21 protein-coding genes are annotated in these 25,875 nt (G+C 63.0%); 14 read left to right on the top strand and 7 right to left on the bottom strand.

Going from position 1 to position 25,875, the window contains the following annotated elements; genetic code table 11:
- The first annotated feature begins 43 nt into the window (after positions 1-43).
- The 3 genes from OKB87_RS17150 to OKB87_RS17140 are packed head-to-tail and all read left to right on the top strand — an operon-like array spanning position 44 to position 7,528.
- Positions 44-4,321 carry an ATP-binding protein gene (locus OKB87_RS17150; protein WP_270828087.1) on the top strand — a complete coding sequence of 1,426 codons (4,278 nt, stop codon included), beginning with the start codon at positions 44-46 and terminating at the stop codon, positions 4,319-4,321.
- Entirely contained in the window at positions 4,302-5,513 is a 1,212-nt protein-coding gene (locus OKB87_RS17145; protein WP_029301722.1) for an EAL domain-containing response regulator, read from the top strand. The genes OKB87_RS17150 and OKB87_RS17145 overlap by 20 nt, the downstream gene beginning before the upstream one ends.
- A 38-nt stretch (positions 5,514-5,551) precedes the next feature.
- The gene (locus OKB87_RS17140; RefSeq protein ID WP_043162423.1) at positions 5,552-7,528 is read left to right on the top strand and encodes a HAMP domain-containing methyl-accepting chemotaxis protein; all 1,977 of its coding nucleotides are present in this window, start codon (positions 5,552-5,554) and stop codon (positions 7,526-7,528) included.
- Between the two features lie 204 nt (positions 7,529-7,732).
- Here OKB87_RS17140 and rfaH read toward each other — a convergent pair whose 3' ends face one another.
- From rfaH to metN, 4 genes are all read right to left on the bottom strand, one after another.
- Positions 7,733-8,233, bottom strand: a complete 501-nt coding sequence (rfaH, locus tag OKB87_RS17130) for a transcription/translation regulatory transformer protein RfaH (protein WP_016349600.1) — start codon at positions 8,231-8,233, stop codon at positions 7,733-7,735.
- Positions 8,234-8,329: 96 nt separating this feature from the next.
- The gene (gene metQ, locus OKB87_RS17125; RefSeq protein ID WP_011704853.1) at positions 8,330-9,130 is read right to left on the bottom strand and encodes a methionine ABC transporter substrate-binding lipoprotein MetQ; all 801 of its coding nucleotides are present in this window, start codon (positions 9,128-9,130) and stop codon (positions 8,330-8,332) included.
- 25 nt (positions 9,131-9,155) lie between these two features.
- Positions 9,156-9,809, bottom strand: coding sequence for a methionine ABC transporter permease (locus OKB87_RS17120; protein WP_270828084.1), 654 nt, complete (start codon positions 9,807-9,809; stop codon positions 9,156-9,158).
- Between the two features lie 76 nt (positions 9,810-9,885).
- Positions 9,886-10,929, bottom strand: a complete 1,044-nt coding sequence (gene metN, locus OKB87_RS17115) for a methionine ABC transporter ATP-binding protein MetN (protein ID WP_043162424.1) — start codon at positions 10,927-10,929, stop codon at positions 9,886-9,888.
- 471 nt (positions 10,930-11,400) lie between these two features.
- Between metN and OKB87_RS17110 the strand changes: the two genes are divergently transcribed.
- The gene (locus tag OKB87_RS17110) at positions 11,401-11,856 is read left to right on the top strand and encodes a hypothetical protein (protein WP_026080396.1); all 456 of its coding nucleotides are present in this window, start codon (positions 11,401-11,403) and stop codon (positions 11,854-11,856) included.
- A gap of 112 nt (positions 11,857-11,968) precedes the next feature.
- On the opposite strand, the gene ppgK is transcribed toward OKB87_RS17110, so the two are convergent.
- Both ppgK and queG read right to left on the bottom strand, forming a co-directional pair.
- Positions 11,969-12,727: a polyphosphate--glucose phosphotransferase gene (gene ppgK, locus OKB87_RS17105; protein WP_270828083.1), complete on the bottom strand. Its 759-nt coding sequence runs from the start codon at positions 12,725-12,727 to the stop codon at positions 11,969-11,971.
- Between the two features lie 83 nt (positions 12,728-12,810).
- Positions 12,811-13,938, bottom strand: a complete 1,128-nt coding sequence (queG, locus tag OKB87_RS17100; protein WP_270828082.1) for a tRNA epoxyqueuosine(34) reductase QueG — start codon at positions 13,936-13,938, stop codon at positions 12,811-12,813.
- A 174-nt stretch (positions 13,939-14,112) separates the two neighbouring features.
- On the opposite strand from queG, the gene OKB87_RS17095 reads away from it, so the two are divergent.
- From OKB87_RS17095 to OKB87_RS17050, 10 genes are all read left to right on the top strand, one after another.
- Positions 14,113-15,624 (top strand): NAD(P)H-hydrate dehydratase, encoded by a 1,512-nt coding sequence (locus OKB87_RS17095; RefSeq protein WP_270828080.1) that lies wholly within the window; start codon positions 14,113-14,115, stop codon positions 15,622-15,624.
- A gap of 8 nt (positions 15,625-15,632) precedes the next feature.
- Positions 15,633-16,106 carry a tRNA (adenosine(37)-N6)-threonylcarbamoyltransferase complex ATPase subunit type 1 TsaE gene (tsaE, locus tag OKB87_RS17090; protein WP_270828078.1) on the top strand — a complete coding sequence of 158 codons (474 nt, stop codon included), beginning with the start codon at positions 15,633-15,635 and terminating at the stop codon, positions 16,104-16,106.
- On the top strand, positions 16,097-17,662 hold the full coding sequence (locus OKB87_RS17085; protein WP_168966404.1) for an N-acetylmuramoyl-L-alanine amidase: 1,566 nt from the start codon (positions 16,097-16,099) through the stop codon (positions 17,660-17,662). Before tsaE ends, OKB87_RS17085 begins: the two co-directional genes overlap by 10 nt.
- Before the next feature lie 107 nt (positions 17,663-17,769).
- A complete protein-coding gene (gene mutL, locus OKB87_RS17080) occupies positions 17,770-19,638 on the top strand; it encodes a DNA mismatch repair endonuclease MutL (protein WP_270828077.1) in 1,869 nt (622 codons plus the stop codon).
- Between the two features lie 92 nt (positions 19,639-19,730).
- Positions 19,731-20,648 (top strand): tRNA (adenosine(37)-N6)-dimethylallyltransferase MiaA, encoded by a 918-nt coding sequence (gene miaA / locus OKB87_RS17075; protein WP_011704863.1) that lies wholly within the window; start codon positions 19,731-19,733, stop codon positions 20,646-20,648.
- A 70-nt stretch (positions 20,649-20,718) separates the two neighbouring features.
- Complete coding sequence (gene hfq, locus OKB87_RS17070; RefSeq protein WP_011704864.1) at positions 20,719-20,982, top strand: RNA chaperone Hfq; 264 nt, start codon at positions 20,719-20,721, stop codon at positions 20,980-20,982.
- Positions 20,983-21,045: 63 nt separating this feature from the next.
- Positions 21,046-22,332 carry a ribosome rescue GTPase HflX gene (hflX, locus tag OKB87_RS17065; RefSeq protein ID WP_011704865.1) on the top strand — a complete coding sequence of 429 codons (1,287 nt, stop codon included), beginning with the start codon at positions 21,046-21,048 and terminating at the stop codon, positions 22,330-22,332.
- A gap of 91 nt (positions 22,333-22,423) precedes the next feature.
- A complete protein-coding gene (gene hflK, locus OKB87_RS17060; RefSeq protein WP_005304223.1) occupies positions 22,424-23,575 on the top strand; it encodes an FtsH protease activity modulator HflK in 1,152 nt (383 codons plus the stop codon).
- A 3-nt stretch (positions 23,576-23,578) separates the two neighbouring features.
- Positions 23,579-24,463 (top strand): protease modulator HflC, encoded by an 885-nt coding sequence (gene hflC / locus OKB87_RS17055; RefSeq protein WP_011704867.1) that lies wholly within the window; start codon positions 23,579-23,581, stop codon positions 24,461-24,463.
- Positions 24,464-24,574: 111 nt separating this feature from the next.
- On the top strand, positions 24,575-24,763 hold the full coding sequence (locus tag OKB87_RS17050; protein WP_011704868.1) for a DUF2065 domain-containing protein: 189 nt from the start codon (positions 24,575-24,577) through the stop codon (positions 24,761-24,763).
- Between the two features lie 88 nt (positions 24,764-24,851).
- On the opposite strand, the gene ispB is transcribed toward OKB87_RS17050, so the two are convergent.
- Positions 24,852-25,823, bottom strand: a complete 972-nt coding sequence (gene ispB, locus OKB87_RS17045; protein ID WP_024944331.1) for an octaprenyl diphosphate synthase — start codon at positions 25,821-25,823, stop codon at positions 24,852-24,854.
- Positions 25,824-25,875 lie beyond the last annotated feature (52 nt).

Genomic DNA, 25,875 nt, shown 5'->3' with positions numbered 1-25,875 from the left:
CAAAATCCCTATGATCGCTCTCCAAGCCGTTCAGGAGTTACCCATGCTGCGCCTCTGTTATCGCGCCATTTTGTTGTGCTGGTTTACCTGCTGGAGCCTGGTGGCTGCGGCAGAAACCTCCCTGGACAAGGATCAGCTGGGGCTGGCGGAGCGGCTCTGGCTCGCCTCGCGCAGCGACCTGGTGGTCGGCATGCCGTCGGTGGCCTGGCCACCCTACATCTATGCCAATAGCCGGGGTGGCTTCAGCGGCCCGCTCGACGATTTTGCCACCCTGATTGCCGGCCGGCTGGGGCTTGCCGTGCGCTACAAGACTTACCCCTACTATGCCGGCGCCCAGCAGGCGCTGCTCGATGGCGAAGTGGACATGCTGATCGGGGTGACACCGAGCCAGTCACGTCAGCAGAAGATGCGCTTTACCTCGGATCTGATGACCCTGCCGCGCGGTGTGCTGCTGGCGCGAGAGGAAGGGGAGCCGACTCTGGCGACGGCGCGCCAGCTGCGCTGGGTGTGTGAACATGGCTTCAGCTCCTGCGAGGAGCTGGCGGAGCTCGGCATGACCCAGCTCACCGAGGCGGACAGCAGTGACGAAGCGGTTTTCATGGTGAAGAAGGGGCTGGCGGATGCCTATCTCTCCGATCTGCCCTCTCTGGTACGCCTGCAGCGCCTGCAGCAGCAGGCCGGCCTCAAGGTGATTACCCCGGAGTGGGTGACGGACACCTCGCTGGCCATGGCAGTGGGGCCCGACAACCAGGGGCTGCTCGGTCTGCTGGAGCTGGCCCTCAACGACATTCCGCTGGATGAGCGGCGCCGCATTCTGGAGACCGGCGGGATTGTCGACTACGAGCTGGCCAACGGTCCCCGCCAAATTGTGTTCAACCAGAGCGAGCTCGACTGGCTGGCCCGCCATCCGACCCTGCGTTTCGGGGTGGCGCCGGACTGGCCGGCGGTGAGCGAGATCGACGGCAATGGCCAGCTCAAGGGGTTCATCGCCGACATGCTCAAGCTGGTGAGCCTGCGCTCCGGCTTGCAGTTTACCCTGGTGCCCACCAGCAGTTGGGCCGAGACCCAGGCGCTGTTCCAGGCGCGCAAGCTGGACTTCATCCCGGCCATCACGCCGACCGCGGAGCGGCGACAATACTCCCTGTTTACTCCCGACTACGCCTTCATCCACCGGGTGATCGCCGCCAGACAGGGGAGCGAGGAGCTGGACAACCTCAACGAGCTCAAGGGGCGACGGGTGGGGATCGTCGGCGGCTCGGTGGAGGAGCTGGTACTCAACGAGGTGGGGGCCCATCCGGTGACGGTGAGCAGCGATACCAAGCTGTTGCCGCTGCTGGACGGGCATCAGGTCGACTACGTGCTGATGAGCATGACCACCCTGGAGCAGGCGCTGCAAAAGGGGTTCAACAACCGCTATCAGGTGGTGTTCTCCGGCAACGAGCTGCGGGTGCCGGTCGCCATGGCGGTGCACCAGCAGGACCCCATGCTGCAGCAGATCCTCACCAAGGTGCTGCTCTCCATCCGCCCGGAAGAGATGACCAAGCTGGAGCACAAGTGGCTGGCTCTGACCATCCAGACCGGCATCAACCCTGCCACGGTGGCGCTCTGGTCCGCGGTCGGCGTGGGCGCCTTCCTGCTCTGCGTGCTGCTGTTCATGGGCTGGAACCGGACCCTGCGCCGCCAGATAGTGCAGCGCAAGCTGGCAGAGCACAAGTTAAGCGAGCAGCTGACCTTCGTGCAGACCCTGCTCAACTCCCTGCCCAACATGGTGGTGCTGCGGGATCGCGAGCAGCGCATCACCCTCTGCAACCAGGCCTATCGGGATGCCTTCATCGGTAATCTGACCCAGGATGATGGCGACGATCTGGACCGCATGCCGGCCAGAGAGCGGGAGCGGGTGCTGCGTGAAGAGTCGGGGGTATGGCAAAGCGGTGAGCAGCTGGAAGGGGCGGGCAACAGCCGCCGTCAGGATGGCGCCATGTTCCACGTCATCTACACCAAGCGTCCCTATCGCTCGCCAAAGGGCGACATGCTGGGGGTGCTGACGGTGCTGACCGACGTGACCCGCATCAAGGAGGCCGAGGCGCGGGCCCGCAAGGCGGAGACCCGGCTCACCCAGATCACCGACAGCATGCCGGGCATCGTCTATCAGTACCTCTGGCTCGGCCCCGGCAAGGGGCGCTTCCTCTATGCCTCGCAGGGGGCGAGCGAGATCCTGGGTGCCAGCCGGCAGGAGATATTGTCGACCGAGTCGGGCGGCGAGGTGTTCGGCTTTACCGAGGAGGCACTGCAGGATTTCGTCAGCAAGGTGGCCAATCATGCCGAGACCCTGGCCCCGCTCGATCTGGAAGTGCGAGTGGAGCGGCCGGAGGGGGCCCGCTATCTGCAGGTGCGCGGCAGTTTCGTGCCGCAGGAGGAGGGGCACCTGATCCTCAACGGGGTGATCCAGGACATCACGGCCCTCAAGCACCAGGAGCACGACCTGAGGGAGGCGCGCGCCTATGCCGAGCAGGCGATGCAGGTGCGCAGCCGCTTCCTGGCCACCATGAGCCATGAGCTGAGGACCCCCATCTCCGGCATGCACGGCATGCTGGAGCTGCTGCAGATGAGCGAGCTGAACGACGACCAGCGCTACCTGCTGCGCAACGTGGTGACCTCCACCAACAACCTGCTCTATCTGGTCAACGACGTGCTCGATTTCTCCAAGATAGAGGCGGGTCAGCTGCAGTTGCACTATCAGGATTGCCGCCTTGCCTCCGTCATCTGCGACGTGATCCGCGGTCACGCGACTCTGGCCCATGGCAAGGGACTCAAGGTGACGCTGGAGTGGGCGCCGGAGGTGCCGGATCAGGCCCGCATCGATGCGGTGCGGGTGGGGCAGGTGCTCTCCAACCTGCTCAACAATGCGGTCAAGTTTACCGAGCGGGGTGAGATCCGCATTCAGGTCAGCTTTGAGAAGGAGCGGCTCGCCATCGCGGTCAGCGACACCGGCATCGGCATTGCTGAGGACAAGCAGGATCGCCTGTTTACCCCGTTCGAGCAGGTGGAGTCCGACATAACCCGACGCTTCGGTGGTACCGGGCTCGGCCTTGCCATCTGCCACCAGCTGGCCCAGAAAATGGGGGGCACGCTGGTGCTCGAGAGCAAGCCGGGGCACGGTACCCGGCTCACCTTCGACTTCCCGCTGGCGGAGTGTCAGTGGGATGCCCCGCCGCTGGCAGGCCACGATTGGTGGCTGTTTGGCGAGGATGCGGCCCTGCAGAGTGCGATGCAGCGGCTGGGGGCCAGGCTGCATCGTCTGGATCCACAGCAGTGGCGGCAGCCGGTGAGTGGTTTGTTATTAGCAGAGGAGAGCTGGCTCGAGCAGGCCTTGGGCAGCGAATGGTTGACACATTTGCAGCGCTCGGCCCTCAAGGGCATAGTGCTCTCCCCGCAGGAGGCCCTGCGCGGCCGCATGGGGTCGGGGGCCTGGTGGCGGTTGGGGCAGTCTCCGCTCTATCCTGATCTGCTGCTGGAAACCTGTCACCAGTTGCTGGGAGAGGCGGCGATCAGCCCGGTCGAAGCCAATGCCCCCAAATTGCAGGGGCGGGTGCTGGTGGCCGACGATCACCCCATCAACCGTGCGCTGCTGGCTCGCCAGCTGGCGATCCTCGGGGTGGATGCTGAGGTGGTGGACGACGGTGACAAGGCCTTGCGCACCTGGCAGGGGCAGGCATTCGCCCTGCTGCTGACCGATTGCCATATGCCGGTGATGGATGGCTACAGCCTGACCCGGGCACTGCGGGCACAGGGGGAGTCGGCTCCCGTCATCGGGGTGACCGCCGATACATCCGAAGAGGCCAGCCTGCAGATGCAGGAAGCCGGCATGAACGACATGCTGTTCAAACCCTATACCCTGGAGACGCTGCATCAGATGCTGATGCGCTGGTTGCCGGTGAGCCCTCAGACCCAAGAGCTGGGCCAGCCCGCTCCGTCGGCCAGTGAGCAGGGGGAGTGCTGGATCTCGCTGTTTGGCGATGAGGCGGTGGCGCGCAGCATGGCGCGGGAGTATCTGGATTCCAATCGTCAGGACGGCGATGACATGCTGCAGGCACTGGCCAGGCAGGACACTTATGCCCTGGTGGAGACGGCGCACCGCATCAAGGGGGCTGCCCGCATGGTGGGGCAGCAGGCTCTGGCAGAGGAGGCGGCCCGGCTCGAAGCGGCGGCCCGCCTCAAGCAGCTGGATGAACTTACCGAGTTGAGTCAGACGGTACTGGCGCTGATGAACTCTATTACATGCGAAATTGGATTATGGCTCGATGAACAAGACACAGCATGAGTTGGTGATCATGGTGGTGGAAGACCACGCGTTCCAGCGCAAGGCGTTGATGCACCAGATCCGCGGGCTCGGTTACGGCTCCCTGCTGGAGGCGCAGGACGGGGTGGAGGCGCTGGCCATGTGTCAGCGTCATCAGGTCGACATCCTGTTTTGCGATCTGCGCATGCCGGGCATGGATGGCATGGCGCTGCTGCGTCGCCTCTCGCTGGGCGGTTTTCGCGGCGGCATCATCCTCTCCAGCGCGCTGGAGGATGACGTGGTCGAGGCCGTGCTGCGCATGAGTGCCGCCTATGGTCTGCAAGTGCTGGGGCGCATCGAGAAGCCTTCCAGCCAGCAGCAGATCAGCCAGCTCATCGGTGCCTGGCGCCCGCAGCAGGAGCGAGCCCAGGAGGAGGACGGCCACCGCTTGACCCTGGATGAGTTGAGCCTGGCGCTGGAGCAGGATCAGCTGCTGCCCTGGTATCAGCCCAAGGTGAGCTTCGGTTCCGGCCAGTGGGTCGGCATGGAGGCGCTGGCGCGCTGGCAGCACCCGGAGTACGGCCTCATCTCGCCGGCCCGCTTCATTCCGCTGGCGGAACACAACGGCCTCATCGATCAGCTGACCGAGGTGATCATCAGCAAGTCGCTGCGCGATGGCCATCTGTGGGAGCAGACCGGGCTCTCCCTCAACTTGTCGATGAACCTTTCCACCACCTCCCTCATCGAGGGGGATCTGTGCAATACCCTGATCAACCAGTGCCAGCGCTGGAGCATCAACCCCGAGCTCATCACCCTGGAGGTGACCGAGAGCTCGTTCGTGAAGGATCTGGGCAAGTCGCTGGAAGTGCTGACCCGCCTGCGCATGCACGGCTTCGGTCTCTCCATCGACGACTTCGGTACCGGCTACTCCTCCATGCAGCAACTGGCTCTGCTGCCCTTCACCGAGCTCAAGCTGGATCGCTCTTTCGTCGATCGCTGCTTTGAGGACCCCTCCCGCTTGGCCATAATAGAGTCAAGCATCGAGCTGGCCCGCAAACTGGGGCTCAAGTCCGTCGCCGAAGGGGTGGAGGATGAACTCACCTGGCGGCTGCTGGCGCGGCTGGGGTGCGACGTGTGCCAGGGCTTCTTCTCGGCCCGGCCCATGCCGCGTGAGGAGTTGATGGGATGGCATGACTCCTGGCGTGAACGGCTACCGGCGCTGCTCGGGGAGTGAATGTCGGGCAGGATGCCCGCAACGAAACAAGGATGTTCATGAAAATTTCAAGCAAGTTGCTGCTCAGCTTCTGTTTTATCAATCTGCTGGTGATCCTCTCCTCCAGCCTTGTCTACCACCAGCTCGGTCGCATCGGGCAGGCCGGCAGCGCCCTGCTGGAGCAGGCTCTGCCCGCCCTGCAACGGGATGAGGCCAGCCAGAAGGCGCTGGTGGCGACCATCTCTTCCCTGCGGGCCTATCTCATCCTGGGCAAGGATCCGGCGCAGGCCGCCCGCCTCAAACAGGAGTGGGAGGGGGCCTGGCAGGTGATCGAGCATCAGCAGTTCACCGCCGAGCTGACGCGCTCGCTCAAGGCCTTCAAGACCAGTCAGCAGAAGGTGTGGGACATCGCCCATACCGACGAGAACCTGCCCGCCCATACCCTGATGCTGCAGGAGGCGGGGCCGCTGGCGGAGTCGGCCCTCGATCAGCTGCAGTCCTTTGCCAACGAAGAGGTGGCCACCCCGCAGGATCAGCTGCCCGGCGATCGCCGCCTGCTGCTCAAGCAGGTGGGGGATGCCTACAACGGTCTCTCCAATGCGCTCTCCGCCCTGCGCGACTTCCTCATCTCCGGCGATCCGGACTATCGCACCAAATACCAGGATTATTACCAGTTCCACCAGCAGCGGGTGGCCGAGCTGAAGCAGCAGGAGGCCAACTTTACCGAGGCGCAGAAGGGGATCTGGTCGCTGTTCGAGGAGATGTCGGCCCCCTTCGCCGAGCTGGTGGGGCAGGTGATCAGCAAGCGGCAGGCGCCCGACTGGGATCAGGCCAACCATCTGATGGCGACGGAGATTGAGCCGGCTCTCGGTCAGCTGGCGACCCAGCTGGCCGGCCAGGTGACCCAGACCCGCGCCGAGGTGGAAAGCATGGGCCAGAAGATGACCAGCGCCGGTCAGGCCATCAATCGCACCCTGCTGCTGGCCACCCTGACCGTGATCGTGCTGGGTACCCTGGTGGCGCTGTTGTTCAGTCGCCGGCTGACCCGGGACATCGCCAGCCTGGTGTTGCGGGCCGATCTGGTTGCCAACGGCCGGCTGCCGGCCCGCCCCCTGCCGGTGCAGAGCCAGGATGAGCTGGGTGGGCTGACGGGCTCCATCAACCAGATGTCCGGCCAGCTGCGCCAGCTGGTGGGGGAGATCCAGGGGGCGGTGGGGCAGGTGGACGGGGCCTGCGGCGAGGTGGGCAGCACCACCCGCGCCATCGTCACCGATCTGGCGAGCCAGAATCAGCGGGTCGATACGGTGGCGGCGGCCATCGAGCAGATGTCGGTCAGTACCCGGGATGTGGCGGGCAATATCGCCGAAGCGGCGCGAGCCGCTCAGCAGGCGGAGCAGCAGACTCGCCAAGGCGGCCACGAGCTGGCCCGCATGACCGCCACCATGCAGCAGATCGCCGCCATGATTGCCGAAGCGAACGAGGCGATGGGCCAGCTCAGCAGCCAGAGCGAGCAGGTGGGACGCGTCACCGAGGTGATCGCCACCATCGCCGAGCAGACCAATCTGCTGGCGCTCAATGCCGCCATCGAGGCGGCGCGAGCCGGCGAGCAGGGGCGCGGGTTTGCCGTGGTGGCCGACGAGGTGCGGCTGCTGGCGAGCCGCACCAGCCAGTCCACCGAGGAGATCAGTCAGACCATCGCCAGCATCCAGCAGCAGACCCGCCAGACCGTCAACACGGTTGGCAGCGGCACCCGGTTGGTAGAGGAGGGGCGTGGCGCCGTCGACTCGGTGACCGGCACCCTGAATGCCATGCTGCAGCTGGTGCAGGATCTGTCGGGCCAGCTGGGGGCCATCGCCACCGCGACCGAGCAGCAGTCACGGGTGGCCCAGGAGGTGGCGGGAACGGTGGAAGAGATCGCCGGGCTCAGCCGACAGTCGAGCCAGCGCAGCCAGCAGGGGGAGGAGATTGTGGCCCGGCTGGCGCAGGATACGGGTCGCTTGACGGCGGTGATCAGCCGCTTCGAACTGGATGCCTGAGGCGGGCAAGGCGTATGAAAACAGGGCAGACCGCTGGGCCTGCCCTGTTTTTTTAGCCTCGCTGGCGCAAGAGAGGATTGCCTTGGCCAGCCAGCGGGAGTTCGACGTTGATTGCCGGGTCAGTCCAGCCGGCGGAATGACTGGTTGTCGAAGCTGCTGCTGGTCTCCTGGTTGAGCAGGCTCACCAGCAGGAATCAGGTGCTGTCAGTCCAGCCGGCGGAAGGATTGATTGTCGAAGCTGCTGCTGGTCTCCTGGTTGAGCAGGCTCACCAGCAGGATCGCCCGCTTGTCGCCGTCCGGCTCCAGATAGATGGCCTCGAAGCCGGCCAGCGGGCCGGATTCTATCAGCACCTTGTCGCCCTGGGTCGGCAGGCTGGCGTAGCTGGCGCGCGCCTCGTCGCTGTCGTCCCGACTCATCAGCTGATAGACCAGCTGGCTGCTGATGGAGGTCCACTCCCGACCGAAGTGGATGATGCGGCTGATACCGCGGGTCGACTTCAGGGTGACCGGGGTGACCTCTTCCAGATCCACATAGATGAACAGATAGTTGGGGAACATGGGCTCCCGCACCGGGACACGCTTGCCCCGCCGCAGTTTTTCAATTTCCACCATGGGGTAGTAGGACTCGATCCCCTGGGCTTCGAGATGGGCGCGGGCGCGGGCCTCTTCTTTTGGCTTGCAGTAGGCCAGATACCATTTTTTCATGTGCTGAATATGTTCGTGTTGCCGTGCTCGCCGATATGATAACGGTAGCAAAAAAAAAGGCCACGCATTGCGTGGCCTTTTTTGCCGAGTGAGTGATTACCAACCTTTCACCAGGCCGCCCTTGAACAGTTCCAGCCCTTTCTTGTAGACGTCGTCGGTCTGGAAAGCCTGTACGAACTGTTTGACCTTCTCGTCGTCCTTGTTGTTGTCACGGGCGACGATCAGGTTGACGTAGGGGGATTCTTTATCCTCAACAAACAGACCATTCTCGGTCGGGGTCAGCCCAATCTGACCGGCGAAGGTGTTGTTGATGATGGCCAAGTCCACGTCTTCCAGCGAGCGCGGCAGCTGGGCAGCTTCCAGCTCTACGATCTTGAAGTTGCGCGGGTTGCTGGCGATGTCCAGCACGGTCGCTTCCAGACCGGCACCCTCTTTGAGCTTCAGCAGGCCTTGCTTCTCCAGCAGGATCAGGGAACGGCCCAGGTTGGTCGGATCGTTCGGCACCGCGATCTGGGCGCCATCTTTCAGCTCGCTCAGCGCCTTGATCTTCTTGGAGTAACCGGCGATCGGGTAGACGAAGGTGTTGCCGACCGGCACCAGCTTGAAGCCGCGATCACGGATCTGGGCATCCAGATAGGGCTTGTGCTGGAAGGCGTTGACGTCGATGCTGCCATCGTTCAGCGCCACGTTCGGGGTGACGTAGTCGGAGAAGTTGACTACCTCGACGGTCAGGCCGTATTTCTCCTTGGCCACTTTGGCGGCCACTTCAACCAGTTCGGTCTCGGGGCCGGCGATGGCGCCTACTTTCAGGGTCTTGTTCTCTTCTTTTTGACCGCAACCGGCCAGTACCAGAGTGGCCAGCAGGGCTGCCGCAACGGATTTGATGCCAAATTTCATAAAACCTCCTGTCAGAAATCGACGATTAACGATGATCACATTTGTTGACCAGGCGCTCACCCGCGCTCTGGATGAGTTGAACCAGTACGACCAGAATAACCACGGTCACCAGCATGACAGTCGGGTCGAAGCGCTGATAGCCGTAACGAATACCCACATCGCCCAGACCACCGCCCCCGATGGCACCGGCCATGGCGGAGTAGTTCACCAGCGTGACGAGGGTGATGGTGACGCTGTTGAGGATGCCGGGCAGGGCCTCGGGCAGCAGCACCTTGGTGATGATTTGCAGGGGCTTGGCGCCCATGGCCTTGGCCGCTTCCAGCAGGCCGTCCGGCACCTCCATCAGGGCCCCTTCCACCAGACGTGCGATGAAGGGAATGCAACCGACGGTCAGCGGCACGATGGCGGCGATGGTGCCGATGCTGGTACCGACGATCAGCCGGGTCAGCGGGATGATGGCGACCAGCAGGATGATGAAGGGCACCGAGCGACCCACGTTGACCACCATGCCCAGGGCGCGGTTGAGTAGCGGGTTGGCCAGGATCTGGCCAGCCTTGGTCACGTGCAGTGCCACACCGAGCGGCAGACCGAGCAGGCAGCCGAACAGGGCGGAGGCAAACACCATGATGAGGGTGTCGCCCAGGGCCGTGAACAGCAGATTAATCATTGCTTCGGACATAACCCATTACCTCCAGCTGAATGCGATTGTGATCAGGGACTGCGTCTGGCAGCCCTTGAGGGCAGTGATGAGCAGGTCAGTCATTGCTGCGGACATAACCCATTACCTCCAGCTGAATATGGTTGTCGATGAGGAACTGCTGGGTCGCCTCGCACTGGGCTTCATCCCCGAACAGTTCTGCCAGCAGGAAGCCGAACTTGACGCCCCCGGCGTATTCGATGTCGGCGCTCAGGATGCTGATGTCGATGTTGAAACGGCGGCTCGCCTCGGAGATGAGCGGCGTGTCGACCGTGCTGCCGGTAAAGCCGAGCTTCACCAGCGGATAGCTGCCGGGGACCCGCTCCGCACTCATCCGATCCTGATACTCCTGCGGTACCTCCAGATGGATGGTGGAGTGGATGAAATCTCGTGCCAGCTGGGTCTTGGCATTGCTGAAGAACCAGGCCACTTCGCCCTGTTCGATCAGCCGGCCGTCGCTGATGATGGCCACTTCGTCACAGATCCCCTTCACCACGTCCATCTCGTGGGTGATGAGCAGGATGGTGAGCCCCAGCTTGACGTTGATCTCCTTGAGCAGAGTCAGGATCGAGCGGGTGGTCTGCGGGTCGAGGGCCGAGGTGGCCTCGTCGCACAGCAGTACCTTGGGGGCCGGCGCCAGCGCCCGGGCGATGGCGACCCGCTGTTTCTGGCCACCGGAGAGCTCGGACGGATAGGCATGGGCACGGGCTTCCAGCCCGACCAGTGCCAGCAACTCTTCGACCCGTTGCTGGATCCTCTCTTTGCTCCAACCCGCCAGCTCCAGCGGGAAGGCGATGTTGGCGGAGACGGTGCGGGAGGCGAGCAGGTTGAAGTGCTGGAAAATCATCCCGATCTGGCGGCGAGCCTGGGTCAGGTCCCGTTCGCTCAGGGCGACCAGATCCTGGCCGTCGACGATGACTTGACCTTCCGTCGGGCGCTCCAGCAGGTTGACGCAGCGGATGAGGGTGCTCTTGCCGGCACCGGAGGCGCCGATCACCCCGAAAATTTTGCCTTGTGGCACATGCAGGCTCACGTCACGCAGGGCGTGCACGGCATCACTGCCTTTACCGTAGACTTTGTTGAGACCGATCAACTTAATCATGGATTCTTCCGTGCTAACAGCCTTAAAGCACAGGGCGCTACAGGCGGGTGAATTGGGCAGAGGTTTCACTGGGTTGCTCTGCCATCATGGAGGATGATGCTAAGATGTCTGGATGGCCGTGTCAACGCGTGTTTATACATCTAGACGTCTAAAAAAGTGCTAAGGATTCCCGCCTGCCGACTAACGCCGACGGTGATCTCGCTCACATCAATATTGTATTTGGTGGTATGGCATGATTGCCGAATATCACATGGTAAATATCCGCTTACAACCTCCATTATTAGCCGCCGGCCGGATTCACCTGCTCATCCTTTTATTGCCTCCGGGTCGGCACAAATCATTCCACTTTGTGTCGATCGCTGCTTTCTTGGCCACTGGCTTGATGCAGCACAACAAGGGCCGCGCTTTGGCTTGGATTGCAATTGCCTGTTTTTTATACTTAAAGGGCACGATATACAGGAGGGCAACCTGATGCGATTTCAACAAATCAAAGACTTGCTGCTCTATCTGGAGCAGGTGCATCACCAGCTTGGGCTCGGTTACGGGCGTCTCATGGCACAGGTGGATGGCGAGCGCAGCCGGCTGCTGCTGGCCTATCTGCAGCAGCGAGAGGAGGCGGCAAAGAGCCAGCTGGATGACTACCTGAGTGAACTTGGCGAAGGGGTGAAGGAGACCTGGCTGGAGCGAGGCTTCAGCGAGGATCTGCTGCCCGGGATCCGGCGCCTGAGCCTGCCCGCCACGGCCCAGACTCAGGACATAGTGCAGCTGGTGTGCCGTCAGGAGGAGAAGCTTATCGGCGAGCTCAGCCATTTGGCCAGGGAGTGTCCGACCGAAGAGACGGTGCGGTTGCTCGGCGGCCTGGCCGAGCAGGAGCAGACCCGCCTGACCCGCTTGGTGCACGGTGCCCATCGGCTCGACGATCTTTAGGAAATGGCCGGCCGGGCGACATGTACCCGGGCGACAAGTAGGGTGAAAAACGGGCGCTGAAAACAGCAGAGGCCCGGCAATGCCGGGCCTCTGCTGTTTGTTCACGACGGCGTCATGCCGACTGGCGGGCGGCGGTCAGCTCGGCGGCGTGCAGGGCGGCGCCTATGATGCCGGCCTGATTGAGGTTGGCGGCCGCCACCAGCGGGGCCCGGGTCTCAATCTTGTCGATGAACTTGTCGAGCTTGGCGGCGCTGCCGCCGCCCAGGATGAAGAGGTCGGGGGAGAACAGAAACTCGAGGCGAGCCAGGTATTTGTTGAAGCGCTTGCCCCAGCGGCCCCAGGAGAGATCCTCGCGCTTGCGCACCGCGTCCGAGCAGTAGTGCTCGGCCACCATCCCTTCCAGCATCAGATGACCCAGCTCGGTGTTGGGCAGCAGCTGACCGTTGACGAATATTGCGGTGCCGATGCCGGTGCCGACCGTGACGAGGATGATGACACCCTTGCTGCGATCCTTGCCGGTCCCGAAGCGCATCTCGGCCAGGCCGGCCGCATCGGCGTCGTTCAGCACGTGGCAGGACTGGCCGGTCACGTCGGCGAACAGGTGGGCGACGTCGGTTTCAATCCAGCTCTTGTCGATGTTGGCCGCGCTCTTGGCGATGCCGTTGTGGATGGTGGCGGGAAAGCCGCAGCCTACCGGGCCCTTCCAGTCGAAGTGTTCCACCAGCGCCTTGAGGGTATGAGCCACGGCGGCCGGGGTGGCCGGTTGCGGCGTCACCAGCCGGTGACGTTCGCCAATCAGCTCGCCCGTTGCGGTGTCGACCAGGCATCCCTTGATCCCCGAGCCACCGATATCCACTCCCAACATCTGCATCAGCTTGTTCCTTTTATAGTGCCGACGATCGACCGTCGGCAGAGCATGAAAAAATGGCTTCGATCCGGCAAGGGGCAGATCGTCTATGCGTGATCCGGCAGACCTTTTTCGATGCAGCGGATCAGCAAGCGCGTCTTTTTGTTGTCATCCTGCTGGCGTTTGGCCAGGGTGGCCAGCGCCCATTCGATATGTTCGACCACCATGGGCTCGGCTGCTGCCAGCGCCTGCTGCAGGGCCGTCATGACCTGCGGGCTGGCCGGGCCGTTGCCAAGGGCCACCGCCAGGTTGCGGCGCCAGCGCTGATAGCCGATGCGGCGGATGGGGCTGCCTTCAGTGTGTTTGAGAAACTCGCTCTCGCTCCAGCCCCACAAGGTCAACAGCGGCGGGCGATGCAGATTGGGGCGCGGTCTGAAGTCGGGCTCCGGGCTGGCGTTGGCATAGCGGTTCCAGGGGCAGATGAGCTGGCAGTCGTCACAGCCATAGATGCGATTGCCCATCAGCGGCCGAAATTCTTCGGGAATGGGGCCGTCGTTCTCGATGGTGAGATAGGAGATGCAGCGGCGGCCGTCCACCACGTAGGGGGCGATGATGGCGCCGGTGGGGCAGATGTTGATGCAGGCCACGCACTTGCCGCACTGTTCTTTCTCCACCGGGGCATCCAGTGGCAGCGGCAGGCTGAGCAGCAGCTCCCCCAGAAAGAAGAAGGAGCCCGCCGACTCGTTGAGCAGCAGCGAGTGCTTGCCTACCCAGCCGAGGCCCGCCTTGGCCGCCAGCGGCCGCTCCAGAATGGGGGCCGAGTCGACGAAGGGGCGCCAACCCAGCGCCTCGCAGCGCTGCTCGATGCGCTCCCCCAGTTGCTTGAGCCGGTTGCGCAGCAGCTTGTGGTAGTCACGACCGAGGGCATAGCGGCTGATGTAGCCGAGGGTGGGGTCGCGCAGGGTGGCGGCAAAGCCCGCCTCGAACGGCAGATAGTTCATCCGCACCGACAGCACCCGCAAGGTGCCCGGCAGCAGCTCGTGGGGGCGGGCCCGCATCATGCCGTGGCGCGCCATGTAATCCATGCTGCCGTGATGGCCAGCATCGAGCCAGGCCTGCAGCCTGGGCTCCTCGAGGGTGAGATCCGTGTCGGTGATACCGGCCTGGTCGAATCCTAGCTCGCTCGCCCAGAGCTTGATATCTTGGGCCAGTTGATGGAGTTCGGTGGTGGTCATGGGGCCGTCTGCCTGCCCGGGTGCTGACCGGGATGGAGGTGTACTGTCATGCTGTATCGCATCTCTGGGGTCTTGTTGCCAAGGTTGACCGACGGGCATGGCGGTTGCCGTCATACTGCATCATGTGCCCGGTGCCAGCTGGCCCGGATGAATGGATGAGAGTCAGGAGCCGTCATGGTACAGATCATCGGGGATGCTATCAGCGGGAAAGAGGTGCGTAGTTTACCACAATCACTGTGGCGGGCTGAACAGATCCGTGCCCTGGAGCGGGAGTGGGCCGAGCGCGAGGGGCTGGCACTCTACACCCTGATGGAGCGGGCCGGGGCGGCACTGCGCACCTACGCCACCCACCACTGGCCGCACAGCCGATGCTGGTGGATCTTCACCGGCCCCGGCAACAACGGTGGCGACGGCTATGTATTGGCCCGCCTTGCAAGGCAGTTGGGGCTGGAGCCCCAGGTGATAGCGCTGAGGGATCCCGCCGAGCTGACGGGGGACGCCAGGCGGGCCGCCGACGAGTGGCTGGCGACGGGGGGCACAGTGGTGTCGGCCGAAGCGGGCGAGCTCGACCGGTTGCCGGCGCCGGACCTGGTGGTCGACGCACTGCTCGGCACCGGTGTCCATACCCGGCTGTCACCGCTTATGACAAAGATCGTCGCAACAATCAATGGCTTGCAGGTGCCCGTGCTATCGGTGGATCTCCCCTCCGGCCTCAATGCCGATACCGGCTGCGCCATGGGCGCCGTGGTGCGTGCCAGCCGCACCCTCACCTTCATCGGTATCAAGCAGGGCCTGCTCACCGCCGACGGGGTGGACTGTGTCGGTCGGCTCGACTGCGATCCCCTCGGCGTCAGTGTCCCGCCCGGGTGGCAGGCGGCCGCCGAGCGCATCGATTATCCCTCCCTGCACGCCCGGCTGACCCCGCGCCAGCGCTCGTCCCACAAGGGCTCCCACGGCAAGGTGCTGCTGGTGGGGGGCGATGCGGGGATGCAGGGGGCCATCGTGCTGGCCGCTCGTGCCTGCCTGCGGGCTGGTGCCGGTCTGGTGCGGGTGTGCCAGCATCCTGACCAGCTGCCCGTCAGCCTCTACCAGGCCGAATTGATGGGCAGTCAGGGCGGGGACGAGGAGAGCTGGGCCTCGGTGCGGGTGGTGGGACCCGGCCTGGGTCAGGATGAGTGGGGTCGGCGCCATTTTGAGTCTTTTGTTAACGAGCAGGTGCCACTGGTATTGGATGCCGATGGATTGAATTGGCTGGCGCAATGTCCCCGTCATCAGGATAATTGGGTGCTCACGCCCCATCCGGGCGAGGCAGCCCGCCTGCTGGGCTGCACCATTGCCGAGATTGCCGCGGATCGTTTTACCGCGGTGCAGCGTCTGCAGCAGCGTTTCGGCGGTGTGGTGCTGCTCAAGGGGGCGGGGACGCTGATCCACGACGGCAAGGGGATGGCGCTTTGCAACGAGGGCAATCCCGGCATGGCCAGTGGCGGCATGGGCGACCTGTTATCTGGTATAATCGCCGCCCTTTTGGCCCAGGGCTGGTCTGCCGCCGAGGCAACCCGACTGGGCGCCGTGATCCACGGGGAAGCGGCCGATCTGGCCGCTGCAGACGGAGAGCGGGGCATGCTGGCATCGGATCTGCTGCCCTTTATCCGTCGACTGGTAAATCCCGACACCATAACAAGCTAAAGAAGAACATGGCAAAACAGTTGATGATGACACTGCCGGACGAGGCAGCAACAGTGGCACTGGGTGGCCGACTGGCCCACGCCTGCCAGCAGGCAACCACGGTGTTCTTGCACGGCTCTCTCGGGGCCGGCAAAACCACCCTGACCCGGGGCTGGGTACAGGGGTTGGGGCATGAGGGCAAGGTCAAGAGCCCGACCTATACCCTGGTCGAGCCCTATGAGCTGGCCGACTGGCAGCTCTACCACTTCGATCTCTATCGGTTGGCCGACCCGGAGGAGCTGGAGTTCATGGGGATCCGTGACTACTTCGGCGCCAATACCCTCTGTCTGGTGGAGTGGCCGGAGAAGGGCGATGGCTGGCTGCCCGCCCCCGATCTCGACATTACCCTGAGTTATGCAAACGAGCAGCGCGAGGTCCTGATAGAGGCCCGCACCGCTATTGGCGAAGCCATTCTGAAACGGTTGTCATCTACGTGCGCTTGATCCTTGTTATTGCCCTCTCCCTGCTGGCCTTACCCTCCTGGGCGAATCAGCTCAAGAGCGTGCGGGTGTGGCCGTCGCCGGACAACACCCGGGTGGTGCTCGATATGAGCAGCGCCCCCAATTACAACTATTTCACCCTGACCGGCCCCGACCGGCTGGTGATCGACCTGAAAGGGGCGAGCAACGTCACCAATCTGGCCCGCATCGAGAACAAGAGCGAACTAGTGCGCAAGATCCGTGAGAGCTCGCCGCTGGAGAAGGGCGGTCTGCGGCTGGTGCTTGATCTCAGCTCCACCATCAAGCCGGTGGTGTTCCCGCTGGCACCGGCGGGGCCCTACGGTCACCGCCTGGTGATCGATCTGCCTTATGAAGAGAAGGCCTCCGCCTCGGTGCAAGCCACGCCGGTGGGTGGCAAGGGCAAGGGGGTGGTGATCGCCATCGACCCGGGCCACGGCGGTGAAGACCCGGGTTCCATCGGCCCGCGTCGCACCTACGAGAAGCGGGTGACCCTGGCGGTCTCCCAGAAGCTGGCCGCCCTCATCGACCGCGAGCCCGGCATGCGTGCCGTGCTGACCCGGCGCGGTGACTACTTCGTCGATCTGAACAAGCGCTCCGAGATTGCCCGCAAGGCCAAGGCCGATCTGCTGGTGTCGGTGCACGCCGACAGCTTCCACAACTCGACCCCGCGCGGCGCCTCCGTCTGGGTGCTGTCGACCAACCGCGCCAACCGCGAGATGGGCAGCTGGCTGGAGAAACAGGAGAAGCAGGGCGAGCTGTTGGGGGGGGTCGGCAAGGTGTTGGCCGAATCGGACCCGAACCCCTATCTGGCGCAGACCTTCCTCGACCTCTCCATGGACAAGTCCCGCGCCGAGGGTTATGACGTCAGCCGCCAGATCCTGCGCTCGCTGGGCCGGGTAGCTCGGTTGCACAAGAAGGCGCCGGAGCACGCCAGTCTGGCGGTGCTGAAGGCGCCGGATATCCCCTCCGTGCTGGTAGAGACGGGCTTTATCTCCAACCACGCCGAAGAGCAGTTGCTGGCCACCGCCAGCTATCAGGATCAGCTGGCCCGCGCCATCTTCGAGGGGATCCGCAACTATTACCGGGCCCATCCGACCAAGGGAGCCATGCTCACCGGCAAGGGGCAGGGCAGCAACAAGCAGGCGGCAGTCAGCCGACCCGCCCCCGCCAGCAAGCCGGTCGCCGTCAGCAAGCCGGCGGCGCAACCGGTGCAGCAGGTGGTGACCAACCGGATGCCGGCCACCGAGCCGAATCGCAGCAGCGATGGCGGGGCACCGGTCAGCAGCGTCGGCGGATCCTCGTCCGGCGCCGGGGTGATCAAGCCCTACGTGGTGGCGGCCAAGGAGCCCAGCGCCCCGGTCGCCAGCGTGCAGAGCAACGACAAGGCCAACATGCTCCGTCATGTGGTCACCCGTGGGCAGAGCCTCTCCCGGCTCGCCGAGAAATACGGGGTCAGCCAGGCGCGGTTGGTGGAGATCAACAAGCTCAAGTCGCGGGACATCCAGATAGGGCAGGTGCTCTATATTCCGCAAAAATAGCGCTGGATGAGGCGCCGGACCCGTCCCTGCCAGTGGCAGGGGCGGGCCCGGTGAGCCGTCATCGAATCCCGCCGATTATCCGCGCCTTCAACCATCAGGAGTCAGCGATGCCAATCCGTATATTGCCGCCAATTCTGGCCAACCAGATTGCTGCCGGTGAGGTGGTGGAGCGGCCCTCCTCCGTGGTCAAGGAGCTGGTGGAAAACAGTCTGGACGCGGGCGCCGACCGGGTCGAGATCGACATCGACAAGGGCGGTGCCAAGCTCATTCGCATTCGCGACAATGGCGGTGGTGTCGCCAAGGATGAGCTGGTGCTGGCGTTGTCGCGTCACGCCACCTCCAAGGTGGCAACCCTCGACGATCTGGAAGGGATCAACAGCCTAGGCTTTCGCGGCGAGGCGCTCGCCTCCATCAGCTCGGTCTCCCGGCTCACCTTCACCTCCCGCACGGCGGAGCAGTCCGAAGCCTGGCAGGCGCAGGCCGAAGGGCGGGAGATGAGTGTCACCGTCAAACCGGCTGCCCACCCGGTGGGTACCACGGTGGAGGTGGTGGACCTCTTCTTCAATACCCCGGCGCGGCGCAAGTTTATGCGCAGCGAAAAGACCGAGTTCGCCCACATCGACGAGCTGGTGCGCCGCATCGCACTCTCCCGCTTCGACGTCACCCTGATCCTACGCCACAACGGCAAGGTGGTGCGCCAGTACAAGGCCGCTAATACCGTGCCGGAGCAGGAGCGGCGTCTTGCTGCCGTCTGCGGTACCCCCTTCATGCATCACGCGCTGGCGGTGGAGAGCGAGCACAGCGACGTGCGGCTGTGGGGCTGGCTGGCGACCCCCGAGGGCGCCAGGCCGCAGAACGATCTGCAATACACCTATGTCAACGGCCGCATGATGCGCGACAAGCTCATCAACCATGCCATTCGCCAGGCCTATGACGAGCTGCTGCCGGCCGATCGGTTCGCGGCCTACGTGCTCTACATCGAGCTGGATCCGCGCCAGGTGGATGTCAACGTCCATCCAGCCAAGCACGAGGTGCGCTTTCATCAGGCACGCCTCATTCACGACTTCATCTTCCAGGCGCTGTTTACTGCCCTGCGCCAGCAAGGAGCGGCAAGCGACGAGCCCCTGGCCGAGACCCTGGTCGAGCTGCCGGTCAGTGCCTCCATCGAGTACCCGGGCCAGGCCCCCAGAGCCGAGTGGTATGGCGCCGAGCACAACTACCGGGCGCCGGCCCGGGAAGTGCGGGAAGGGGGCAGTGCCGGGCGGGCCGGCAACTACCAGCCGCCCGAGCCCCCCAGCCGGGAGGCGATGCGCGGAATGGGATCGCTGCTCACCACCCTGCCGGCGGTGCAGGGCATGCCGCTGGCAGAGGCGGAAACCGCGCCTGTTGCCACTGCCGTGGCCGCCAAAGCGGGGACGTGGCGGGCATTGACCCTGGTGGAACAGGCCTATCTGCTGCTGGAGCGAGACAACCGGCTGGCTCTGCTGTCGCTGGTGCGGGCCGAGCGCCTGCTGCTGCGCCACTGGCTGCTGGAAACCTGGGGTCAGGGGCTGGCGGCCCAGCCGTTGCTGCTGCCAGTCTCCTTCAAGTTGCCGAAAAACCTGGTCGCGCTGGTCGAGCAGCAGGATCGTTTGCTCAAACGGATGGGGCTGGAGTTGAAAAGCGGCGGGCGCGACACCATGATCCTGACTCGGGTGCCGGCGTTGCTGCGCCAGACCGATCTGGTGCGCTTATTACCCGAATTGTTGCAACTGATCGAGAGCGGATCTGACAGTGATGCCGGCCAGCAGGCTGAAGTACTATGCCAATGGCTGGTGGAGCAGGGGATAAGTCGCGAAAAAGTATACGATTTTGCCACGGCCAACCGTCTGCTGACGGAACTTGTAGCCGATTTCAGTGACCAACTGGCAGACGTTCGCATGGTGCGCCCGCTGGCGCTGGCGAGCGTACTGGCCGAGTTCGCCGATGGCCATTGAGGGGAATGCCCCTCTTGAACCCATAAACCAGTTTTTTGCAGGTGCGCCGTACGGCTGGCGACCATGCAAGGGGAGTTTTTCACGTGGCTGACTTGCCGACTGCAATTTTTCTGATGGGGCCGACGGCCTCCGGCAAGACGGATCTCGCCATCGAACTGTGCCAGGCGTTGCCCTGCGACATCATCAGCGTGGATTCCGCGCTTATCTATCGCGGCATGGATATCGGCACCGCCAAACCGAGTGCCGCCGAGCTGGCGCTGGCGCCACATCGGCTGATCGATATCCTGGACCCCGCCGTGAGCTATTCGGCGGCCGATTTTTGTAAGGATGCGCTGCGGGAGATGAAAGAGATTGCCGAGCGCGGCCGCATTCCGCTGCTGGTGGGTGGCACCATGCTCTATTTCAAGGCGCTGCTGGAGGGGCTCTCTCCGCTGCCCTCCGCCGACCCCGTCATTCGGGCCGGCATCGAGGAGGAGGCCGCTCGCCTTGGCTGGCAGGCTCTGCACGATGAACTGGTGCGCATCGACCCGGTGGCCGGTGCCCGCATCCATCCCAATGACCCGCAGCGGCTCAGCCGGGCGCTCGAGGTCTACCGCATCAGCGGCAAGACGCTCACCGAGCTGACCCAGGTGCAGGGGGAGGGGTTGCCCTATCGGGTGCTGCAGTTTGCCATCGCACCGAGCGATCGCGCAGTGTTGCACCAGCGCATCGAGCTGCGCTTTGACAAGATGCTGCAGGGCGGCTTTGAACAGGAAGTCAGGGCGCTCTATCAACGGGGCGATCTCACCCCGGATCTTCCTTCCATCCGCTGCGTGGGATACCGCCAAATGTGGGACTACCTGGCGGGGGAAGTGGAGTATGATGAGATGCGCTATCGCGGAATTGTTGCCACCCGCCAGTTGGCCAAGCGTCAAATGACCTGGTTGCGCGGTTGGTCTGATGTGACCTGGTTGGAATCTGGTGAGTCTGGCAATCTGGCAAGGGTCGTCGCCCGTGCCGGAGTGGCTTGACACTCCTGTATAATCAGGTTGTTATATTGATATCCGGTGTTTAAAAACAACAAACTATAAGGAAAAGAAGATGGCTAAGGGGCAATCTCTCCAAGACCCGTTTTTGAATGCGCTGCGCCGTGAGCGGATTCCTGTTTCTATCTATTTGGTGAACGGCATCAAACTGCAGGGTCAGATCGAATCGTTTGACCAGTTTGTCATTTTGCTGAAGAACACCGTGAGCCAGATGGTCTACAAGCACGCCATCTCGACCGTGGTGCCGGCCCGTGCCGTCAACCACCACCAGCATGCGCCGGGCGCGGCTGGCGAAGAGCAGGGTGAAGCCGAGGCGTGATATCCCGGGACGAGGCGACTCGTCAACCCAGATTCATCATTATTCCTGTCAAGGAGCAAGCGCTTGTTTGACCGTTATGAAGCCGGCGAACAGGCCGTTCTGGTACATGTCAACTTCAGTGATGAGGGTGAGCGGGAGGATCTGGAAGAGCTCAAGATGCTGGTGAGCTCGGCCGGGGTCAATGCGCTGGGGGTGATCACCACCAGCCGCAGTGCGCCCAGCGCCAAATTTTTTGTCGGCAGCGGCAAGGCTGAAGAGATAGCGTCCCAGGTCCAGATGCTGGATGCCGACGTCGTCATCTTCAACCATGCCCTGACCCCTGCCCAGGAGCGCAACCTGGAGCGTCTGTTCCAGTGCCGGGTAGTGGACAGGACCGGCCTGATCCTCGATATCTTTGCCCAGCGCGCCCGTACCCACGAAGGCAAGTTGCAGGTCGAACTGGCCCAGTTACGCCATCTTTCTACTCGCCTGGTGCGAGGCTGGACCCACCTTGAACGTCAGAAGGGCGGGATCGGCCTGCGCGGCCCGGGTGAAACTCAGCTGGAAACCGACCGTCGCCTGTTGCGTGAGCGCATCAAGGCGATTTTGCGTCGGCTCGACAAGGTGGCCAAACAGCGGGAGCAGGGGCGTCGTGCCCGCAACCGCAACGAGGTGCCGACCGTTTCCCTGGTGGGTTACACCAACGCCGGAAAGTCCACTTTGTTCAACCAACTTACAGCTGCCAGCGTGTATGCTGCCGACCAATTGTTCGCAACCCTGGATCCGACCCTGCGCAAATTGGTGATCCAGGATGTGGGTGATGTGATTCTGGCGGATACAGTTGGATTTATTCGACACTTGCCCCATGATCTGGTCGCGGCCTTCAAGGCGACGCTGCAGGAGACCCGCGAAGCGGACCTGCTGCTGCACGTGGTGGACTGTGCCGATGAGCAGATGCAGGAAAATATCGAGTCGGTGCAGCAGGTGCTGGCCGAGATCGAAGCCGATGACCGACCCCAGCTGATGATCTGCAACAAGATCGACAAGCTGGGTGAACACCCGGTCGGGCTGGAGCGGGACGAAGAGGGGCGCCCGGTGCGGGTCTGGCTGTCAGCCCAGACCGGGGAAGGATGTGCTGACCTGTTTACGGCCCTGACTGAATTGCTGGCCGGATCCATGGTGCACCACACCCTGCAGTTGCCGCCTTCGGCCGCCAGATTGCGCAGTGCGCTCTATCGCCTCAAGGGCATCGAGCAGGAAGGTTTCAGCGAGGAGGGGGATTTTGTGTTGGAAGTCCGCCTGCAACTGGCTGACTGGAACCGCCTCATGAAACAAGAAGGTGAGAGTTTACAACGCTTTATCAGGCATTGATTCGTCGATGAGATGAATGTTTGCTGGCTTCATCAACGGTTGATGGCCCGATAGAGATGATATCCATCCGCATGTATTAATGGAGACGCTGATGGCTTGGAATGAGCCTGGTAACAACGGCAAAGACCGTGACCCCTGGGGGAACAACGGCAAGAATCAGGGGCCCCCTGATTTGGACGAGATGCTGCGCAAGGTGAGCCGCCGTTTTGGTGGTCTGCTCGGTGGCGGTAAGTCTGGTGGTGGCGATGTAGGCAAGTTTGGCCTCTCCATCGCTCTGGTGGTGGCGGTAGTGGTGTGGGTCGTCAGCGGCTTCTATACCATTCGTGAAGCCGAACGGGGCGTGGTGCTGCGCTTTGGCGAATACTCCCACAACGTGGATCCCGGCCTGCGCTGGAAGCCGACCTTCATCGACCGGGTGATCCCGGTGGACGTGGAATCGGTCCGCTCCCTGCCGGCTTCCGGCTTCATGCTGACCCAGGACGAGAACGTGGTGCGGGTCGAGATGGACGTGCAGTATCGCGTGGTCGACCCGGAGCAGTATCTGTTCAGCGTGACCAATGCCGATGAGAGTCTGAGCCAGGCCACCGACAGCGCCCTGCGTTACGTGGTGGGCCACACCCGAATGGACGACGTGCTGACCACCGGCCGTGAGAAGGTGCGCCAGGAGACCTGGCAGGTGATCGACAGCATCATCGAGCCGTATCACATGGGTCTGCAGATCGTCGACGTCAACTTCCTGCCGGCACGTCCGCCGGAAGAGGTGAAAGACGCCTTCGATGACGCCATCTCCGCCCAGGAAGATGAACAGCGCTTCATTCGTGAAGCCGAAGCCTATGCCCGTGAAGTCGAGCCGAAGGCCCGTGGCCAGGTCAAGCGTCTGGAGCAAGAGGCCGAAGCCTACAAGTCCCAGATCGTGCTGAAGGCCAAGGGTGAAGTCGCTCGCTTCAACGAGTTGCTGCCCCAGTATCAGGCTGCGCCCGAGCTGACCCGCGATCGTATCTACCTGGAGACCATGGAAGAGCTGTATCAGCAGGCCAACAAGGTGGTGGTCGACATGCCGGCTGGCAACAACAGCATGATCTATCTGCCGCTCGACAAGCTTTCCGGCAAGGCGAACGCAGTGCAACCGGCCCGTCCGGCAGGTGCGCCTGTGGTGGAACAGACCCCGCCGTCCAACGAAGGGGCCAACTCCACTCCGACTCCGCTGCGTAGCGGCGACCGTTTCAGCTCAGGGAGAAACTAATAGATGAAAAAGATAGCTATTGGTGTCATCGCTGTGGCCGCCATGGTCTGCTTCTCGTCGGTCTTCATCGTCGATGAAGGTCAGAAGGGCATCGTCGTGCAGTTCGGCAAGGTGAAGCGGGTCGACTCCGGTGAACCGCGCCTGTACGAGCCGGGCCTGCACTTCAAGGTGCCGCTCATCGATCAGGTTCGCAAGATGGATGCTCGCATCCAGACCCTGGAAGGCCAGGCGGATCGCTTCGTTACATCCGAGAAGAAGGACCTCATCATCGACTCCTACGTGAAGTGGAAGATCGAGGACTTCTCCAAGTACTACCTGGCGACCGGTGGTGGCAACAAAATCCAGGCCGAAGACCTGCTCAAGCGCAAGATCAACAACGGTCTTCGTTCCGAGATCGGTAACCGCACCATCAAGGACATCGTCTCCGGTGAGCGCAGTACCGTGATGGAAGATGCCCTGATGAAGATGGCGCGCTCCTCCGAGCTCGGCATCAAGGTGGTGGATGTGCGGATCAAGCAGATCAACCTGCCGGTGGAAGTCTCCAGCTCCATCTATCAGCGGATGCGTGCCGAGCGGACTGCGGTAGCCCGTGAGCATCGCTCCCAGGGCCGCGAGCAGGCCGAGATCCTGCGCGCCGACATCGACCGCAAGGTGACCGTGATGATCGCCGATGCCGAGAGTAACGCCCGCCAGCTGCGTGGTGAAGGGGATGCCGAGGCCGCCAAGATCTATGCCGACAGCTACAAGAAAGACCCCGAGTTTTTCAGCTTCGTGCGCAGCATGGAGGCCTATCGCAAGAGCTTCGCCGGTGGCAATGACCTGATGGTCCTCAAGCCGGACAGCGAGTTCTTCCGCTACCTCAAGTCGCCGCACGGCAGCAAGCAGTAAGCGAGTCGCAATGATACCCAAGGGCCTGATGATTCAGGCCCTTTTGTTTGGCGGTCAGGGGTTTGCCGGTGCTCCGGCAGCTTGTGGACATTGTGGTTGAGAGGAGAGGTGATGCTGACATCCATCTTGATGGGGCTGGGCTTGCTGTTGCTGTTCGAGGGGCTGGGACCGCTGCTGATGCCGCGTGCCTGGCAACAGATGCTGCGGCTGCTGAGCGAGCAGCCCACCGAGCAGCTGCGCCGCATCGGCGGCTGTCTGGTGGTGGCCGGGGCCGTGATTCTGTGGGCGCTGGCGCGTTAGAGGATGGTGCTGAGTGAGCCAGACTGTGTTTGCCGGACAATAAAAAAAGAGGCCAAAGGGCCTCTTTTTTATTGTGCTCCGACTGGCATCAGGCGCTGCGCTGCACCGCCATGTGGGCCAGTGTTGCCAATGCCTGCTTGTGCTGAGAGTCCGGCAGGATGGCGAGGGCCGCGATGGCCTTGTCGGCCTCTTCCCGGGCCCGCATGCGGGAGTATTCGAGGGCGCCGGTACGGTCGAGGATGGCCAGGATCCGGTCGAGGTGCTCCATGCCGTTGCGGTGCTCGATGGCATCGCGTACCAGCTGGCGTTCTTCCGGGCTACCCACTTCCATGGCTCGCAGCAGCGGCAGGGTGGGTTTGCCTTCGGCCAGATCGTCGCCGACGTTCTTGCCCATCTCGTCGCTCTGGGAGCAGTAGTCCATCACATCGTCGATGATCTGGAAGGCTGTGCCCAGATACTTGCCGTAGTCGGTCATCGCCTGCTCGACTGGTGCGGGCTGATGGGTCAGCACGGCGGCGAGGCGGGTGGCCGCCTCGAACAGCTTGGCGGTCTTGCAGTAGATGACCGTCATGTAGCTCTCTTCGGTGGTATCCGGATCGTTGCAGTTCATCAACTGCAACACTTCCCCTTCGGCGATGGTATTGGTGGCATCGGAGAGGATCTCCATCACCCGCAGGTTGGAGAGCTCGCTCATCATCTGGAAGGAGCGGCTGTAGAGATAGTCACCGACCAGCACGCTGGCGGCATTGCCAAACAGGGCATTGGCGGTTTCCCGGCCGCGGCGCAGGTCGGATTCGTCGACCACGTCGTCGTGCAGCAGGGTGGAGGTATGAATGAATTCGATGATGGCAGCCAGTTTCAGGTGATCTTCACCTTCGTATCCCAGTGCGCGGGCGGCCATGACGGTCAGCATGGGGCGCATCCGTTTCCCGCCTGCACTGACAATATAGAAACCCAGCTGGTTGATCAGGCTGACATCGGACTGGAGTCTCGCCAGGATCAGTTCATTGACCGCCGTCATGTCGGCGGCACAGAGCGCACGGATAGTCTGTTGGTCCATAAGTCTCGTAACGTGACGGCAGTGATGACTGCGATTTTAGCAATGGCGGGGA

This window comes from Aeromonas sp. Y318-1 (assembly GCF_027706125.1).
GTDB classification, from domain to species: Bacteria; Pseudomonadota; Gammaproteobacteria; order Enterobacterales; family Aeromonadaceae; genus Aeromonas; species Aeromonas hydrophila.
The sequence above is the reverse complement of the archived record's forward strand: the minus strand, read 5'-3'. Positions and strand labels throughout refer to the sequence as shown.